Consider the following 15197-nt stretch of genomic DNA (forward strand, 5'->3'; position numbering starts at 1 on the left):
AATTGAACCGGAAGTCCCCGAACAGACGGAGGTTACATCGGATAATACAAAGGACGAAAACTCAAAAAACCGTCCGTCCCGTGCGGAGAGAACAAACGAAAATCCGCACGGGAGCAAATTTATCTCATTCGAGGATACGGCAAAAACGGACAGCGGTATTAAACCCTCGGTCAGAAAGAAGATTGAGGACATAAAGGCTGATTTGGAAGAAAAGAAAAAGCCTGCTCCCGAAAAGGAAAAGGCTATACAACACAAGCAGCCGCAGCAGAAAAAACGCAAAAAGAAAAACCGGAAAGGCAGAGAGTAAATGAACATTACACAACCACGCTACAGAGAGCCGCCGTAAATATGGCGGCTTTTCGCAATATATAAACCAAACTATAAATTTGTAAAGGAGAATTTTATTCTATGAAAACCAAACATTTTTCTATGAAATCGGTTATTTCAATGCTGCTTGCAGTTATTCTTGTTGCAGGCACACTTCCTGTGTCGGTCTTTGCGGCACAAAAAAGCGATTATGAAGATCCGGCTGATAATTGGCTGAAAACAAATAACAGAACCAATGAGCTTGATATGAACGCAACCGTAACCTATGAAACACAGTGGTGTCCGGTATGCAATAAGCACACAACCGTTTTAACCTACCGTGTACCCGAATACACCAAATCGGGACAGACGGCTATGAATCACGGTGTTAAGTGGTCAGACGGTTATGACCTTGAGGGCAAGAAAAAAGGTAACACCGACAGCGGTACTCCGGGCGTGGACGCAAGCTATACGGGGTATCATTACACAAAGTCTGTGTGTCAGACTTGCGGCACAATTAACTCCGTTGACGGTTCGGGTGCATATAACTTTAACAACAATGTTTACGGCTTGAACTCCTGCGACCACAACTTTTTTATCGACTTTGATAATACGACTTACGAGTTGTATGACGAACATCAGCACACAACCGTATTAAAGAAAGGCGAATACTGCCAATTCTGCAAAGGTACTTATGCAAAGGCTAATATCAAGAAAGAGTCGCACGACCTTTCAAGCACGGTTGACGGACAGATCGGCAACAACCGCTTTTACCTCACGGAAAAGTGCGATGACTGCGGCTATACCACAAGCGAATATGTTGCGGCAAAGTCGGTTGTATCTTCTTATTACGGAACGGCGGACGGTGACGCACATACGGTAAGTGTATCCGATTTATCCGACAGCGGTGTGCATACAAAAATCCGTTACGGCAAAACTGCCTCCGACTGTTATATGACCTCCGCACCGAATTACACCAAAGCCGGATATTACCCCGTATATTATGAAATCTCATATAAATACGGCGGTGAAACAATGGTTGAAAACGGTGTAAGTTATGTGTGGCTTTTGGAGGATAAAAAAGATGATGACAGTACAATAATCGTACTTCCTGAAAAGCACGAACACGATTACCGCTACCTTGAAACCGTTGCTCCCTCTTGCGATAACCTCGGCTATGAACGCTGGCAATGCGACGGCTGCGGAAATCTTGATAAAAGAAATTACACAAAGGCAACCGGGCATAATTATAAGGCAATTACAATTCGTAAAGCGACTTGCAAACAGGGCGGCTTAAAGCTCAATTTGTGTGATAAGTGCGGCAGCTTTTATGAGGAAACCACTCCCGTCGGCGAGCATAAATACAAGACCGAAAATGTGCAGCCGACTTGCAGAAGTGTTGGTTATACAAATCATATTTGCGAAATCTGCGGCAATTCATATATAACCGATATGACGCCTATTATCTCACACGCCTATGAGCGTATCACCAAAGAGCCGACCTGTACCGATAAAGGCTATACGACCTCAACTTGTACTATGTGCGGACTGAATTATGTATCGGATTACACCGAGCCGACAGGTCATAATTGGGACGATGGGCATACCGTTACAAATTCCACTTGTGAGAGCGAGGGTGTAATTGAGTATCGTTGTAAAAACGATAACTGTTCAGAAAAGATGATTAAAGCAGAATCCGCAACGGGACACACACCGGGCAAAGCGGCTACTTGCACAGAACCGCAAACTTGCGAAAAGTGCGGTACGGTATTAGCACTCCCCAAAGGACATAATTATTCCGAAAAGATAGTTGCTCCGACTTGCACAGCTATGGGCTATACAGAATACAAATGCGATAACTGCGATGACAGCTATATTGGCGACTACACCGATAAGGCAGAACACGATTACAAAAAGACCGTAACTGCTCCGAGTTGTACGGCTATGGGATACACAACATACACTTGCAAAAACTGTGATGATGAATTTATTTCAGATTATACAGACAAGCTCTCTCATAATTATAAAGCAGAAATCACAAAACCGACTTGTACGGAATTTGGATTTACAACCTACACTTGTGCCGACTGCGGTGATACCTATGTTGCGGATTATACCGATAAGACGAAACATAATTATGACAAAAAGGTTATTCCGCCTACTTGCACCGAACACGGTTATACCGTTTACACTTGCCCCGATTGCGGAAAAGAGTATATTGGAGATTTAACCGACTGTGAAAAGCATACCTACAAGAAAACCGTAGTTCCACCCACTTGCACAGAAATGGGTTATACAATTTATACCTGTGAAAGCTGCGGCGATAGCTACAAGGCTGACTATGTTGACAAAGCTGCTCACGATTATACAAAGACTGTAACTGTTCCGACTTGCACGGCTCTCGGATATACGGTGTATGAGTGTAAAAACTGTGATTATAAATATATCAGCGATTACACCGATAAAATCAACCACAGTTATATTGCCGATGTAACCGAGCCTACTTGTACGGCATCCGGATATACCGTCTACACTTGCGAAAACTGCGGTAAAACCTATACGGCAGATTACAAGGATATGACGGGACATAATCTGTCTGATTGGATAATTGACGAGCCTGCTACTATCGAACACGCCGGAGAAAAACATATTGAGTGCTTGACTTGCGGTGAGGTACTTTCAAGAGCAGCAATTCCGCAGCTTGTAGAGAAAGACCGCACCGATGAGGACGGAAACTCAAAGGTCGGAGATTTCTCTATCCTTGTAACCAACGCAAATGGCAAACCGATTTTCGACAGTGAAATCAGCATTGACATCAATGATAATGTAACTATCAAATTGCCAAGCGGCAGACTGCTTGATTATGCTGACCAAACCATTATAACTGCAATTAACGCAGACTCACAGACACCAAAAGCTGAATTACAAATTTTTATCTATGATGAAAACAATAACGCAGCAACGGGTAAAACAGATGAAAACGGACAGTTGAAAGTGCCGAACAATAAAACCTCTACCGGCGATAACAGCGGTACTATTGGTAAAGACGATGATGACAGGAAAAACACATTTGTTGTAAAGGCTACCGACAAAATGAATGTCGTTATTCCAAACTGTGAAGTTTACATTGGCGAGAGCAATAATATCGTTGTGGATTTGCCGGAGGGCATTAAGCCGACAAGTGAATATCCTGTTATTATAACCGTTACCGACCAGCACGGGCATCCTCAAATGGGTGTTACGGTTATAACTCTCGGAGATGCAGACTACATCGAAAAAGGCGTAACAGATATGTTCGGAAAAATTACATTGCCGACAGCAAAGGACGGATTTACGGACAATACGGGTAAAGTAAGAATTGACGGAATGTATGTGTTTGTCAATGACGAGAGCGGAGCTATTGAAAATGCTTTTGTGAAATTGAATGATGACAGCACAATTTCTGTAACATTGCCGGACGAAACAAGTATTGACTATGCAAACCGCATTACAGTAACCGTAACCGACAAAGACGGAAATCCGCAGAAAGATATTTCCGTTACCGTTTCGGACACTGTGGAAAATAGCCTGACAGACAAAACTGACGAAAACGGAAAAATGGTTGTGCCGCCGCTTTCGGAGGATATTACTGATGAAAACGGCATCGGCAAGGTCAATGGGTATAATGTGGTTGTAACCGATGAAAAAGCACCGATTGCCAATGCGGTCATCACAATTTCAGAGGACGGCAGATTATCTGTTAAGCTTCCCGAAGCAAACAAGATTGACATCGAAAACAGAATCAGCGTTGTTGTAACCGATAACGAGGATAAGCCTGTTAAGGGTATGACCGTTGTAATCTCTGAAACCGCAGCCGAGGACGAAGCAAAAACGGCGGTCGATGTTACAGACGAAAACGGAAAAGCAACCGTGCCGCCGACAAACATTGATGTTACCGATTTCAACGGCTACGGCGAAGTTGACGGATATATTGTAATCGTGAAAAATGTTGTCGGAGCTATTGAAAAGGCACATATCAGACATAATGCCGAAGTAAAAAATGAGGACGGCACAGTTAAATCGGCAGAAAACATTTCTGTTGAATTACCCGAAAATATTAAATTTGAGTATGCGAACAGAATTACAATATCGGTCAGCAAAAAAGTAGACAACACGGCAGTTAAAGGTATGACGGTTGTTACTTCCGAATTTGTTATTGAAGGAACAGAAACAAAATCTTTGACAGGTGTTACCGATAAAGACGGAGTTATCATTCTTCCGCCGTCAAATGAGGGTGTAACGGATAAGGATGGAAAAACGGATATTTCCGAAACTACACCGGGCAAAGATACGGACGGTGACGGCAAGGAAGATACCGAAGAATCAAAAACGGAATACAACATTACCGTTGAGGATACCAAAGAAAAAATCGAAAATGCGTATATCGAAATAAAGGACAGCAAAATTACCGTTACGCTTCCCGATACGCATAAGCTCACAACTTCAAATCAGACAACCGTAACTGTTACCGACAAAGAAAATAAGGCTGTTAAAGGTGTGTCTGTTACAATTAAGGACAAGACAACAGAAAAGACAGCAACAACCGATGCAAACGGCAAGGTTACACTTCCCGTCAAATCAACAGGTGGCGGCTCATCCTCCGGTGGTGGCGGTGGTCGTGGCGGCAGCAACGGCGGCGGATATTATACAACCGTAAATGTTAAAATCACCGACAAGGACGGAAAAGCCGTTACAAACTTCTCAAAGAGCACCGACAGCAAGGGCAATTTAACAATTACTCTGCCGAGCGGAAAAACGCTCGATAACGGAAACTTTTATACTGTTACCGTAACCGATAACAAAGGCAACGCAAAAGCCGAAACCTCTGTAATTCTCAAAGACAGAAACAAGGGCGAAGCAACAGGAACAACGGATAAAAACGGTATGCTGATACTCCCGGCATCAGAGCATAAGGCATATATTTTCGGGTATAATGACGGCACTTTCAGACCGGACAACAATATGAGCCGAGCTGAAGCTGCTGCTATCTTTGCAAGGCTTATTTCCGAACAGAAAGGCGAAAAAATCAGTGGTAAGTCAAACTTTAATGATGTATCCAAAAATGAGTGGTATTCCGATTATATAGGTTATCTTTCAAAGTACGGTATTATTAAAGGTTACGCAGATAACACATTCAGACCGGATGATAATGTTAGCCGTGCAGAATTTGTGGCAATGACGGTTAGATTTAATTCTCTGTTTAATGATGTTAAGAAAGGCAGCTACACCGTAAAATACACTGATGTTGCAACAAATTATTGGGCATATTCCGATGTTGCCTACGCAAAACACGCAGGCTGGCTCAACGGATACGCTGACGGAACATTTAAAGGCGATAACGCTATTACCCGTGCGGAAGTGGTGACGGTAGTCAACCGGGCAACAGGCAGAAAAGCTGATGAAAGCTATATTACAAAGAATGTATCCGTACTCAACAAATTTACGGATATTCGCAACAATTCTATGTGGTATTATGCAGATGTGATGGAAGCAGCCAATACACATCTTGCAAACTCAGCAAACAACACTGAAACTTGGGTGAAATAATCCTTTGTGCAAATGGGAGAAAGCAGTCGGAAACGATTGCTTTCTCGTTGTTTCTGTGGTATAATATTTGCAAGATAAATCGGAATTTATATATAAAGGAGAACATTGATGAAACTGTTTTTATGTTCGCACTTTTCAAGTGTAGGAAGTCTGATAAAGGAAGAAATTGAAAATAAAAAAGTCGCATTTATTCCAACAGCTTCGCTGCGTGAAGGCTACACCGGTTATGTTGGCTCGGCTCGAAAATTATTCAAAAAGTTGGGAGCAATCGTAACTGAAATTGATATTTCAACGGAGGCTTATTCAACGATACAGTCTGTTTTTGAAGATGCGGATGTGATATATTTTACCGGCGGAAATTCTTTTTTCCTTATAGACCAGCTCCGTAAAACGGGAACGGATGAGCTGTTGAAGAAAGAATTGGCAAAGGGAAAACTGATGATTGGTGAATCGGCAGGTGCGATTATATGCGCTCCAAGCATCCAATATATCGAGCAAATGGATGAAAAGCCGGAGGACTACTCACAAGAAGATGATGCAGGGCTTGATTTGATTGATTTCTATGTTCTTCCGCATTATCTTACAGCACCATTTAAGAAAGTTACCGAGAAAATAATGACTGAGTTTTCGGATTTGAATCTATGCCCAATTAACAACCGTCAGGGAATTGTAATTGATGGTGAAGGTTCAAAGGTTATTTGCAAAGACTAATTTGAAAATTCCGGTTTATATGACCGCTTTTAAGGCAACCTACGGGTTGTCTTTTTCGTTTCAGAAAATTTTTTGACGGTCTTTTTGTATGATGATATAATAAAGATACCGAAAAATATTGAAACGGAGGAATGTTCAAATGAAACGAACAGTATTTACAGGCATAATGATAATGCTCATTTTATCAACTGCAGTTACTGCACAGGCGGCACACACGCACAAGTATACAAAACAAAATTCAAAGGTTTATGTATGTGAGTGCGGAAAGGAAAAGCCGCTGTATTCCTTAAAGGGCGAAAGAGTTATAACGCTTAATTGCAACGGCGGCTCGTTATACGGCGGAATTTGCAAAACCGACATCACAGAAGCCGTTACGGAGCAGAATAAAATTAAACTTCCGCTGCCGTATAAAAGCAGCGACTATCAGTTTGAGGGGTGGTTTACCGAAAGCGGCGAAAAGGTATCGTCTGATACCGAGTATTATTCCGACACAACACTCTATGCCCGTTGGAGCTTGACGGGAACACGCACACTCACCTTTGCCGCCGAGGACGGCTCATATATTGAGCCTGTCATAAAACCGCTTGGCATTGCAATATCGCTTGCGGAGTTTATTCCGACAAGATACGGCTATGACTTTGACGGTTGGTATTCAGACCCGCAAACAAAGGAAAATCGGGTAACAGCGTTTACTTTCAATGACAGCGATACCGTTTACGCAAAATGGATTCCAAACGGAACGGTGATATATAACACTCCGGCGGTACAGAGAGTTTATGCGACCGATGATGAAATCCTCGCCTTTGGTAATTACATTGATGAAAAGACGGGTGTACCTGTCACGGCACAATGGGTTAAGCAGAATAAAAGATTAAATGAGCTTATGGAAATTTACAACGAAAAATTCTGTAAGTAACGCCTATCACACTTTTGGGGGCAGCTTTTGTATAAGGAAACTTATGCAGGGGCTGCCCCTTTTATTTATTTCCGGAAAGGACTGATAACAATGCTTCAAATTTTAATGACAGTAAGGGATACCTCGTGAACAGACAGGAAAATCAAAAGACAATATATATCCTTCTCGGAATACTCTCGGTATTCGTTATATGGCTTGCCTTAATGGTTGCCGGGTGCTATGATGAGGGCATAAAGTTGTTTGAATTGCTTGACCGTTTGACCGTCGCTATGAATAACCCTACACATATCACATTGAATGAGTATAGCTTAAAAGCCGTACTCATTTTCTTGTTTTTGTACGCAATGGGTATCGGCGTATATTTTTCGTCAAGAGAAAACCGCCGACCGGGCGAGGAACACGGCTCGGCTCGCTGGGGCAATGTCAAAAGCGTTGTCAAGCGGTATATGGATAAGGACAGCTATAAAAACATCATTCTATCTCAAAATATGCGGCTTGGCTTAAACGCAAAAAAGCACAGACGAAACCTCAATGTGCTTGTGGTCGGCGGCAGCGGCGCCGGAAAAACCCGGTTTTACGCAAAACCGAATTTAATGCAGTGCAACACTTCTTTCATAGTCGCAGACCCGAAGGGCGAAATGCTCCGAAGCATTGCACCGTTACTCATCGAAAACGGCTATGATATTAAGGTGTTTAACCTAATCGAGCCGGAAAACTCGGACGGATATAATCCGTTTGTGTATATCCGTAAAGACGAAGATGTTATAAAGCTGATTTCAAACCTTATTCAGAATACAACACCGAAAAACGCATCGCAGAATGACCCGTTTTGGGAAAAATCCGAAATTGCTCTTGATTCTGCTTTAATGCTCTATCTTCTGCACGAAGCTCCGCCCGAAGAACAGACCTTTGAAATGCTGATGTTCTTAATCGAAAACGCCGCAACCGTTGAAGATGAGGATGAAAGCGGCTACCAAAGCCCGGTGGATATTCTTTTTCAAGGCTTGGAGGATGAAAAGCCGGAGCATATTGCAGTACGGCAATATAAAATTTTCAAACAGGCAAGCGGCAAAACAGCGAAGTCGATCCTTATTTCAGCGGCGGTGCGGCTTGCGGCATTTAATTTACCAGAGATAGCGAAAATGACTTCATACGATAATCTTGATATAGGCACTCTCGGTGAACGCAAGCGAGCCATATTTTGCGTTATTCCCGACAATGACAATTCCTTTAATTATCTTGTCGGAATGTTATATACACAAGCATTTCAAGCGTTGTATTTCAATGCGGACAATAATCACGGCGGCGAGCTGCCTATCCCCGTGCATATCGTGATGGACGAGTTTGCAAATGTCGCTCTGCCCGATAACTTTGAACGCATACTTGCAACAATGCGGTCACGGCGTATTTCGGTATCAATTATTATTCAGAATATGGCACAGTTAAAAGCACTTTTTAAGGATAGCTGGGAAAACATCACGGGTAACTGTGATACGCTGCTTTATCTCGGCGGCAACGAGCAGTCAACACACGAGTATATTTCAAAAATGCTCGGAAAAGAAACCATTGACACACGCACAAGAGGTATTACAAAAGGTCAGCACGGCAGCAGTAACACCAATTACCAAAACGCCGGGCGTGAGCTTTTAACGCTCGATGAGGTGCGTCTGCTTGACAACAGCAACTCCCTTATTTTTATTCGTGGAGAGCGACCGTTAATTGATAAAAAATTCGATATACTGTCGCACCCGAATATTGCAAAAACTGCAGACGGAAAAGCTGTGCCGTACAAGCACAGCAAGTCGGAAAAATATTTACGAAATGATTTATCCTTTACCATAAACGAGGATTTATCAAATATCAAGCTATTGGAGGTTGACGGGGACAATGTGAAAACATTTTATTTTGCAAACCCACAAACAAAACAAAATGAAATTTTGGAGGTAACAGACAATGAAAAATCAGAAAACAATTCAGAAAATTGCAAAAACACAGAAAATTCTCCGCAAGGCTAAACTTGTACTTACGGTACTTGCAGTTATGATGACCGCACTCACGGGAACGGTTTTTGCCGCTGACCCGCTCGGAACGATAAACAGCCTTTCAGATTTTATCTTCTCGGCAATTAAGGCTATCGGACTAATCCTGCTCGGCTTCGGTGTTGTGCAGATAGGTCTGTCGCTTAAATCTCACGACGCATCGCAGAGAGCAAACGGATTTCTGACATTCTTCGGCGGCGTCATCATTGCATTTGCGAAGGATATTTTGGATATGATAATGTAACCACAGATATTAAGCCGCCGTCTTTTGCAGACGGCGGTGTATGCGTAAAGAAACGGAGGTGAATTACCTTTGAGCGATAATTGGATTGTAGCCAACCTTGAAAATGCGTTTTCCACTTGGAACGATAAAATGACGGAAATATGGTCGCTGATTACAACCTCGCCGCAAAACTTCAAAGGCGGTGCAATTTGGAATGTCATATCCGGCATAAACGGAGGACTTCAAGCCATAGGACTTGGCTTGCTGGTCCTCTTTTTTGCTATGAGCATATTCAAAAGCACAGCATCATTCCGTGACTTTCAGCGACCGGAATATGCCTTAAAGCATTTTATTCGCTTTTGTGCGGCAAAGGTGGCAATTACATACGCAATGGACTTAATGACGGCGATTTATTCTATCTGCGGAGGAATTGTAGAACAAATCGCAGGCTCTCTCGGCGGTATCGGCGGAGCGTCCGTTACGCTTCCGGCGGCTATTGAGCAAGCCGTGGAAGATACGGGTTTTTGGGCGAGTATTCCCTTGTGGCTTGTAACGATTTTAGGAAGTCTGTTTATTACGGTGCTATCATTTATAATGATTATGACTGTGTACGGCAGATTTTTTAAGCTCTTTATTTACACCGCAATAGCTCCCGTGCCGCTTGCGTCCTTTGCCGGAGAAACAACTTCATTTATGGGAAAATCATTTGTAAAATCATATGTCGGTGTTTGTATGGAGGGTGCGGTTATTGTGCTTTCGTGCATTATATTCTCCGCATTTGCGTCGCACAGTACGCCGACGATAGATACAAGCATTACAACCGTCACTATGATATGGAAATATATCGGCGAGGTGATTTTTAATATGCTCGTTTTGGTAGGTCTTATCAAAGGAGCAGACAGAATTGTTAAAGAATTATTCGGAACATAAGGAGGACACGATTATGAGTTACAAAAACAACGCTATCAGCAGTGATGACCCGAAGGCTATTGAAAAGCTGACGGAAAAACTGCAAAAATGCGAGGAATTGCAAACGCTGATGAAAAAAGCTAATGCACACTACAAAAAGTACGGAACGGTAAAAGGTTGTGAAGGCATATCTGACGAAAAGGCTGAAAATTTGGATATGTCAGCTCGCTCCGTTCATTATCATTGGGAAAAGCAGCCTTTTCCCTCATATCACATCACAAACAACGGTGCGGAAATACGCCGTATCAAAAAGCGTATTGAAAACCTTGAGGCTAACAAAAATACGGAGTTTGTCGGCTGGAAATTTAACGGCGGCGAAGCGGTCATAAATGAGGATAAAAACCGTTTGCAGCTTCTGTTTGATGAAAAACCGAGCAAAGAACAAAGAGAAACGCTCAAAGCAAACGGCTTTCGGTGGGCGCCGAGTGATGCCGCTTGGCAAAGACAGCTTAATCCCAACGCTTTCTATGCGGCAAATCGGATAGATTTCATTAAACCCGAAAACGGTGAAAGACCTACCGACTTGCAGCCAAAAGAACCGAAAAAGAGCGAGCCGGAAAGATGAGGAGGTAATCAATTTTGGAGATAAGAATCAATAAGGAAATTAAGGACTATCACGAAAGCCTGTTTTTCGGACTTTCCACACGGCAGTTTATCTGTTCGGTAGCGGCGGTCGGAGCCGCTGTCGGGATATATTTCGGACTTAAAAACTATATCGACAAAGAAACGGTATCTTGGCTTTGTATTGTGGCGGCTTCACCTATTGCCATTGCCGGCTTTTTCAAATACAACGGTATGAACTTTGAAGAATTTGTCGGAGCGTGGTTTAGGTCTGAATTTCTCGCTGCCGGAGTGCGAAAATTTGAAAGCACGAATTATCTTTATGAAATGATAAAGGAGGAACTCACAAATGGCAATGCTAAATCTGTTCGGAAGAAAAAACCGAATAAAAAAGCAAAAAAGAAAAATTGCAAGGACGGTTCAGCAGTCGATACCCATTGATGCGATATACAAAGACGGTATTTTTCGGACGGGACGGCTGTTTTCAAAGTCGTGGAAATTCTCGGACATAAACTATGCCGTAGCTTCAGACGATGACCAGCTGCAAATGTTCCTTGCCCACTCTGCAATTCTTAACGGACTTCCGACAGACGCTATGGCTGAAATCACGATATATAACCGCCAGCTTCACAATAAGGTGTTTGAGCAAATCACAACACCGTCCGATAATCCGAATTACAGAAAATACACACAGGAACTCAATGGCATACTCTGTGATAAAATGTCGGAGAGCAACAATATTGTACACGAGAAATATATCACGGTTGCAACCGAAAAGAAAAACATTGAGGAGGCTCGGACATTCTTTACTCGTGTGGGAAACGATTTAACAGCCGATTATGCGAAAATATCGTCAAAAATAGCGGAGCTTGGATATAAAGACAGGCTTCGCATTTTTAATGACTTCTTCAAAACGGGCGAAAATGAAGAATTTGATTTTGACATTAAAAAAGCTATGGCAAAGGGTGCCGACTTCAAAGATTACATTGCTCCCGACAGCTTGGAGTTTAAGAAAGACTATATAAAAATCGGCGATAAATACGCAAGAACGGTTTTCTTAAAGGAATATCCCTCTTTCCTAAAAGACAGTATGATTTCGGAATTAACCGACTTTTCAAGAAGTATGATGTTATCCATTACCATTCAGCCGATACCGACCGATGAGGCGGTTAAAATCGTTCAGAAAAAACTCCTTGCCATTGAAACGGATATTACAAAATGGCAGCAGAAACAGAACGAAAACAATAATTTTTCCGCCAATATTCCGTATGAAATGGAGCAAATGCGAAAGGAAATCAAGGAATTTTTAGACGACCTCACCACCCGTGACCAAAGAATGATGTTTGTAACGGTTACGCTATTGCATATTGCCGACAGCTTGGAGCAGCTCGATAACGATACCGAAACGCTGATGTCGATAGGCAGAAAACACCTCTGCAATTTTGCAACGCTGAAATATCAGCAGGAGGACGGTATGCAGACGGTCTTACCTTTCGGAATTCTGAATATAAAGGCAATGCGGACACTCACGACCGAAAGTACGGCGGTATTATCTCCGTATAAGACACAGGAGATTATAGACAAAGGCGGTTTGTATTACGGCATAAATGCAATATCACACAATTTACTTATGTGTAATCGCAAGCTGTTACTCAACGGAAACGGCTTTATTCTCGGTGTGTCGGGTTCGGGAAAATCATTTGCGGCAAAAATGGAAATTCTGATGTCGGCTCTGTTTTCAAATGACGATATTATCGTCATAGATGTTGAGCGTGAGTATGGCTCGCTTATACGAAATCTCGGCGGTGAAGTTATCACGCTTTCAGCTTCATCGAAAAACCATATCAATGCACTTGAAATAAATAACGATATTGATATGGACGAAAACCCCGTGTCGATAAAATCGGAATTTTTAATATCTCTGTTCGACCAATTATTAAAAAGCAATGATTCAAGGCTCGGCGGCGGTGTCGGTGCAAAGGATAAGTCTATCATTGACCGCTGTGCAATTAAGGTTTACGGTGAATATTTAAGCGGCAAATCGGAATATATGCCGACTTTGGTGGATTTTAGAAATGAGCTTTTAAGACAGCCGGAGGACGAAGCACAAGACCTCGCACTATCACTTGAAATATTTACAACAGGCTCACTTGACGCATTTGCACATCAGAGTGATGTTAATACAAATAACCGTATTGTTGCGTATGATATTTTGGAGCTTGGCGAGCAGATGAAGTCTATCGGACTTTTGATTATGCTTGATAATATTTTTAACAGAGTTATGGCAAACAGGCGGCGTGGCAAATACACCCGTGTTTATGTCGATGAAGCACACTTGTATTTCAAAAATCCGTACAGTGCAGATTTTCTTTTGAAGTGCTGGAAACGGTTTAGAAAGTACGGTGGACTTTTGACAGGTATCACGCAGAACATTTCCGACTGCCTGTTAAATGAAACGGCGAGAGGTATGCTTTCAAACAGCGAATTTCTGCTGCTCTTAAATCAAGCACCGTCAGACAGAAAAGACTTGTCGGAGCTGCTTTCTATATCTGATACGCAGATGAGCTATATCACCAATGCCGGAGCAGGACGGGGACTTATAAAGGTCGGCGGTTCCATTGTGCCGTTTATCAATGAGTTTCCGACAGACACGGAACTCTATAAACTGATGAGCACGAAGCCCGGCGAGGGTTAATAAAAATCATTAAATTAAATACGGCGGATTTTCTAAACGGAGATCCGCCGTTATCATTAGGAGGACGCTATGAAAAACAAAATGACAGAAAAATTATTTGAGCTTGCCTATACCGACAGTATGACAGAAGTGCAAAATCGCAACGCTTATGAGGAACGCTTAAAAAAGCTCCGAAAGCCTAACGCAAACATTTCTCGCATTACGGTTGTTGTTGTCGATGTAAACGGCTTGAAAGAGATAAACGACAGCTACGGGCATTTCAGCGGTGATGATGCGATAAAAACCGTTGCAAAGGCACTGAAAGATACTATCGGATTAAAGGCTGATATTTACCGTATCGGCGGTGATGAATTTGTCTGCATATCCGAAAGTAATGTGCTACCGTATATATCGCAGTTCAAAGACACGATATATTTTATCAATAATGAAAGGCTGTATAACCTGTCTGTTTCAATAGGCTATTCAAGATTCCACGAAAAATACAGTAAAGGTATTGACGATATAATCTGCCGTGCCGATGAGAAAATGTATAAGGATAAAAAGAGTAAAAAATAACGCCGGAGGTGATATACTTTGAGCGAAAAAGATATAAAGACAAAGCCGAAAACAACCACTAAGGCTGTTCAGAACGCTCCGAAAGCCGCAGACCGCTTTGCAAAAGAAGCTATCAAGGATATTAAAACTGTGTCAAAAGATGTGATTATCAAAAATACCATAGATAAGCAGCTTGACACACGGCAGTCGGAACAGACGCAGCGAGCCGAAGTTGAAGCAACCGAACAGGTTGAAAACATCTACTATTCCGCTATCGATACTGTTTACCAAAAAGGTAAACATTTTGCGGAAAACAAGTTGAAGCAGCACCGTCAGCAAGTAAAAACAAGGCAAAATCAAAATGCGGATACACTACAAAATAATGATATTTCAGAGGTGCAGAACACACCAAAGCAGCCTGACAATGCTCCGAAAACAAAAGAGAGCATACAAGCGGAGTATAAAATATCTGCACCCGAAAATGTTCCAGAGGTGCAAAACTGTGCCATCCCAGTAAAAATAGACACAAAAAAGCTCCAAAAAACGAAATGAATCGCAGTATTTCGTTAATTTACGCAAACCGACCGCATTTATTCCACGGTTTGCTTGACAATGAGTAGCCGGTATGATGCACCGGCGAAAGAACGAAGTAGCCCA

The 15197-nt window shown here is 42.3% G+C and carries 12 protein-coding genes; all 12 read left to right on the forward strand.

Features of this window, described 5'->3' with window-relative positions; all coding sequences use genetic code 11:
- Window positions 1-307 (forward strand): hypothetical protein (locus tag H8706_RS11050; RefSeq protein WP_449421278.1); only part of this gene is annotated, 307 nt, incomplete at its 5' end.
- 101 nt (window positions 308-408) lie between these two features.
- The gene (locus H8706_RS11055) at window positions 409-5892 is read left to right on the forward strand and encodes an S-layer homology domain-containing protein (protein WP_262432668.1); all 5484 of its coding nucleotides are present in this window, start codon (window positions 409-411) and stop codon (window positions 5890-5892) included.
- Between the two features lie 108 nt (window positions 5893-6000).
- Entirely contained in the window at window positions 6001-6603 is a 603-nt protein-coding gene (locus H8706_RS11060; protein WP_015563755.1) for a Type 1 glutamine amidotransferase-like domain-containing protein, read from the forward strand.
- Between the two features lie 139 nt (window positions 6604-6742).
- Window positions 6743-7519 (forward strand): InlB B-repeat-containing protein, encoded by a 777-nt coding sequence (locus tag H8706_RS11065; RefSeq protein WP_262432669.1) that lies wholly within the window; start codon window positions 6743-6745, stop codon window positions 7517-7519.
- Between the two features lie 125 nt (window positions 7520-7644).
- Complete coding sequence (locus H8706_RS11070; protein ID WP_394354565.1) at window positions 7645-9534, forward strand: VirD4-like conjugal transfer protein, CD1115 family; 1890 nt, start codon at window positions 7645-7647, stop codon at window positions 9532-9534.
- Window positions 9473-9802 carry a glutamyl-tRNA amidotransferase gene (locus H8706_RS11075; protein WP_449421279.1) on the forward strand — a complete coding sequence of 110 codons (330 nt, stop codon included), beginning with the start codon at window positions 9473-9475 and terminating at the stop codon, window positions 9800-9802. The genes H8706_RS11070 and H8706_RS11075 overlap by 62 nt, the downstream gene beginning before the upstream one ends.
- Before the next feature lie 69 nt (window positions 9803-9871).
- Window positions 9872-10711 carry a hypothetical protein gene (locus H8706_RS11080; protein ID WP_262432670.1) on the forward strand — a complete coding sequence of 280 codons (840 nt, stop codon included), beginning with the start codon at window positions 9872-9874 and terminating at the stop codon, window positions 10709-10711.
- Between the two features lie 13 nt (window positions 10712-10724).
- Window positions 10725-11315 carry a hypothetical protein gene (locus H8706_RS11085; RefSeq protein ID WP_262432671.1) on the forward strand — a complete coding sequence of 197 codons (591 nt, stop codon included), beginning with the start codon at window positions 10725-10727 and terminating at the stop codon, window positions 11313-11315.
- 14 nt (window positions 11316-11329) lie between these two features.
- Entirely contained in the window at window positions 11330-11752 is a 423-nt protein-coding gene (locus H8706_RS11090) for a PrgI family protein (RefSeq protein ID WP_262432672.1), read from the forward strand.
- The gene (locus tag H8706_RS11095; RefSeq protein WP_262432677.1) at window positions 11667-14006 is read left to right on the forward strand and encodes a VirB4-like conjugal transfer ATPase, CD1110 family; all 2340 of its coding nucleotides are present in this window, start codon (window positions 11667-11669) and stop codon (window positions 14004-14006) included. Before H8706_RS11090 ends, H8706_RS11095 begins: the two co-directional genes overlap by 86 nt.
- Before the next feature lie 69 nt (window positions 14007-14075).
- The gene (locus H8706_RS11100; protein WP_262432673.1) at window positions 14076-14561 is read left to right on the forward strand and encodes a GGDEF domain-containing protein; all 486 of its coding nucleotides are present in this window, start codon (window positions 14076-14078) and stop codon (window positions 14559-14561) included.
- Between the two features lie 18 nt (window positions 14562-14579).
- Entirely contained in the window at window positions 14580-15092 is a 513-nt protein-coding gene (locus H8706_RS11105) for a hypothetical protein (RefSeq protein WP_262432674.1), read from the forward strand.
- The last annotated feature ends 105 nt before the right edge of the window (window positions 15093-15197 follow it).

This window comes from Qingrenia yutianensis, from assembly GCF_014385105.1.
Lineage (GTDB): Bacteria > Bacillota > Clostridia > UMGS1810 > UMGS1810 > Qingrenia > Qingrenia yutianensis.

What these genes read in the sequence shown, in the direction of transcription:
- H8706_RS11065 (WP_262432669.1), top strand. Translation starts at nt 6,743, where the DNA reads ATGAAACGAACAGTATTTACAGGCATAATGATAATGCTCATTTTATCA.
- H8706_RS11095 (WP_262432677.1), top strand. Translation starts at nt 11,667, where the DNA reads ATGCTAAATCTGTTCGGAAGAAAAAACCGAATAAAAAAGCAAAAAAGA.
- H8706_RS11075 (WP_449421279.1), top strand. Translation starts at nt 9,473, where the DNA reads ATGAAAAATCAGAAAACAATTCAGAAAATTGCAAAAACACAGAAAATT.
- H8706_RS11085 (WP_262432671.1), top strand. Translation starts at nt 10,725, where the DNA reads ATGAGTTACAAAAACAACGCTATCAGCAGTGATGACCCGAAGGCTATT.
- H8706_RS11060 (WP_015563755.1), top strand. Translation starts at nt 6,001, where the DNA reads ATGAAACTGTTTTTATGTTCGCACTTTTCAAGTGTAGGAAGTCTGATA.
- H8706_RS11055 (WP_262432668.1), top strand. Translation starts at nt 409, where the DNA reads ATGAAAACCAAACATTTTTCTATGAAATCGGTTATTTCAATGCTGCTT.
- H8706_RS11100 (WP_262432673.1), top strand. Translation starts at nt 14,076, where the DNA reads ATGAAAAACAAAATGACAGAAAAATTATTTGAGCTTGCCTATACCGAC.